Source organism: Mesorhizobium alhagi CCNWXJ12-2, assembly GCF_000236565.1.
GTDB classification, from domain to species: Bacteria; Pseudomonadota; Alphaproteobacteria; order Rhizobiales; family Rhizobiaceae; genus Allomesorhizobium; species Allomesorhizobium alhagi.
Map to the genome: position 1 here is coordinate 1 of NZ_AHAM01000121.1, position 3652 is coordinate 3652.

General features: G+C 68.1%; 1 protein-coding gene. It reads right to left on the reverse strand.

All coding sequences use genetic code 11. The features are described from left to right. A partial coding sequence (locus MAXJ12_RS14050; RefSeq protein WP_008836559.1) for a translocation/assembly module TamB domain-containing protein occupies nt 1–3652 on the reverse strand: 3652 nt, incomplete at both ends.

Consider the following 3652-nt stretch of genomic DNA (forward strand, 5'->3'; position numbering starts at 1 on the left):
GATCTGCAAAGGCGACAATTCATTGATGCCGCGGTTGAAGATCAGCCGCGCAAGCACCTCGTCCTCAGGCAGTTCCGGCTGCGAGGAGAATTTGATTTCCGGATCCGAGACGCGGCCGCTGACCGTGATGAACACGGTTATGTCATTGCCGCCCGAACGCGCCACGAAATTGACGAACGGATCGAGATCGCCGACCAACGTGACCGTGCCCTCGTCAAAATCGATGCGCTGGCCGAGAATGGAAAGCCGACCGCGGATCAGGTTGAAAGCGCCGACCGGCTGGATATCGGTCGCCGGTCCGGTCAGGCGCACCGTGCCGCCGAGTTCGGCGTCGAGCCCGCGCCCGCGCACGAAGATGCGGTTGGGGGCGCTGACCGCGATATTGAGCCGGACCACGCTCGGCCGCGCCGAAGGCGTCGGCGTGCCATCGTTCGCGCGGGCCCGCTCGAGGGTCTCGACCACCGGCCTGGGCGGGTCGATGTGGACCACGTCTATCGCAGCCGCGCCCGAGCCGAGGCTTTCGGGCACCGTGATTTCCGCGCGCTCGATTGCAATGTCGCCCGAAACCAGCGGATCGCGGGTCAACGGGCCCGTCAGCGCCAGGCTGCCGCTCAGCGTAGCCACGACCAGTTCGCCGTCGGCGTAGCGCGCCTGGTTGAGATTGATCCTCACATCCGCAGGGAAACCGGCCTGCGCGTTGGTGGACACGGAACCCGAAGCCGTGATCGTACCGCCCGCCGCGATCGCCGCCGATGCGTTGCTGATCGTCACCCGATCGCCTGCGAGCGCCGCCGACACGGCGATGTCGCGCAGCCTGACATTTGTCTCCGGATCGATGAACTGCGCGCCGGAGGTCGAGATCGTGCCGCGTATGGCGGGCTGCCCCAGGCTTCCCGAGATCGTCGCGGCGAGCGAAACCGTGCCGGAAGCCTGGGCGCCGCGCTCCGCAAGGAAACGGTTGGCGAGCGACAGCGGCGCCTGGCCGTCGACGGTAACCGAGACGCCGGTTCCCGAGAGCGGCAGCCGTCCATTGGCGGTTAGCGAAAGCCCCTGGGGGCCGCTCACTCTCGCAGAGGACAGCGTCACCACTTCATTGGCGAAGCTGCCGGAAGCGGTCGCATCGAGCGGCGACAACCCGGCCGAGTCCAGCGCGGAGGCGCGCAGCCCGGCGCCGCGCAGTTCGAACGATGCGGCCGGCCGTTCGAGCGATCCCGTCACACGGGCAGTGCCCGACAGGCTGCCGCCGAGATTCTGGCCGGGCGCCGCGGCGTTGAGAACGGCGAGCGGGAATGCGTTGAGTGCAACATCCAGCGCCAGAGCCCCCTCGCCGAGCGGCACGCCGCCTCTCACCGTGGCGCGAAGCCCGTCAGGACTGGCGATTGCTGCGTCGACATTCAGCCTCTCGGCGGTGGACGTGCCAGTGGCGTCCAGGCTGATCGTGCGCAGCCCGGCCTCGCGCAGCGCCTCGGCGGCGATCGACCTGCCCTGCAGATCGAACCGGATATCCGGTCTGGCCCGCGTGCCTCCGATCGTGGCTGTGCCGTCGATGGTTCCTCCCAGCCCAAGATCGGGGCGAATCGTGTTGGCGATCGCCAGCGGCAATGCGGCGATCGTGACAGAAAGTTCGAGGCTTTGGGCGATCGTGCCTTGCGCGCTAACGCGCCCGCCGCCGACATCGAACGCCACGTTGCCAACGGAAATATCCGATCCCTTGACCTCGAGCACCGCCGGCTCGACGAGCCGTGCCGCAAGCCTGCCTTGCGCCAGTTCGACCGTCTGCAGGCCGAGCCGCCAGCCGCCGTCGACCGGCGACAGCGCGCCGGATGCGGCGGCTGTCGCGCCATTGTCGAGCGTCGCGTCGGCGGAGAAGTTGGTGGTCACGCCGCTGCTTTCGGCTGTCGCGGAAAGCCTTGTCACCTCGATGCCGGCCGCGGTGACGTCGGTTGCCTGCAACGAGCCGTTGGCGACCGGAACGTTGAAGAGATCGGCGATGCTCGCCTGCAGATCGGCCCGGCCGAGCCTAACCGTGTCGGCGACGAGATTTTCGGCGTTCGCCTTGATCGTGGCGTTCTGCCGGTCCTCGACGGGTTCGAGCGCAATATCGGCGTTTACCGCGCCGGTCGCCTGAACCAGCAGCAGCGCGGCTGCCGTCGAAACATCGGCGGCGGCGAGTTTCAGCGCGCCATCGAACAGGCCGGCAGGGCTCTGGGTGACATCGCCTGTAATCCGCGTGCCGCCCGCGGAAAAATCCAGCGCGCTCAGCCGGCGGCCGCTTTCGTTCAGCGCAACGGCGCTCGAAAGCTGCACACGGGTTCCGTCGAGGAAGGCGTTGCCGGTGACCTGGCCGTCGAGGTCGCCTTCCCGCAGCGTGCCTTCGAAGCCGAGCACCGCCTCGCGCAAATTCTTGCCGACAACAGAGCCCTCGGCCACTTCGGCTCCGAACGTAAGACCTATCAGCCCCTCCGAACCCGATGCACGGCCCCTCGCCGTCAGGCGGCCGGCGGCATCCTCGGAGACAAGGGCCAGGTCCGTCAGCGCCAGGTCGAAATCGAAATCGGCGGCGCCCGTGGCGAAGCTGCCGTCTGCCGTCATCGAGACCTGCTCGTTAAAGATGCGCAGCCCGTCTGCGACGAGCCCGGTTTCGCCCCGCGCGACGCGGCCGGTGATGCGGGTCTGACCCTGCAGCAAATTGTCCGTCGGGGGGCTGTCGATCGTCAGTCCGGTGGCGACGCCGTCCACGGTCAAATCGAAACCGCCGGTGACCGGCTCCACGTTGCCGGAGGCGTCGAGATCGAGCCCGCCTGAAACGTCGCGCCCGGCCAGTTGCGAGAACGGCGCGATGCTCGTCGCCTCGACGCCGATATTGCCGCGAAACGCCAGTTCGGCGATGTCGCCGGAGAGCGATACATTGAGGCCGTTGCCGGAAAGCAGCGCCCTGGCGAGTTTTACCGGGCTGCCCGCGCGCCAGTCGCCTTCTACATCCAGGCTGAGCGTCTCGCCGAGCGCTTCGGCGATGTCGGCCCGCGTCGCGGTGACGCCGGTAGCGTCGCCGTCGACGGCGAAAGTGATCCGTCGCTCCGCCGGCTGGTTGATGTTCTCGGCCACTCCGTTCGCCGTCAGCGCGATGTTTTGCGCGGCAAAAGTGTCGGTGGCGAGTTCGGCGACGGTCAGCGACCCGGTCCAGTTCTCGTCCGCGCTCTCGCCGAAGGCGATCGTCAGCGCGACGCGATCGACCGTGGTCTGGCCGCCGGGAACGGGCAGCACCACCTTCTCGACGCTTTGATTGTCGATCAAAGCATCGAGCGTCAGTCTTTGCAGGAAATTGTCGGCGGTGGTTTCGGCGGCGGCGGTGAGGTTCAGCGCGCCGCTGCGCAGATCCAGGTTCTCGAGCGCGAGCCCGCCGCCGGTCTTGAACACGCCGTCGGCCGCAAGCGTCGTCTCGGCGCCGAAGAATTCACGGAAGCGCGGCGGAATCAGCCGAACGATCGGCCCCTCGACATTGGCGGCGAAGCCGAGCCCGCCCGATTGCTGGCGCAGCCTTGTCGTGCCGGTCAGCACGCGCTGGGCGTCGGCGTCGAGCGTCAAGGCGAGGTCGAGTTCCTCCAGCGGCCCCTCGCCCGCCAGCGTCAGCGCCACCGGCGGGCGGCCCCCC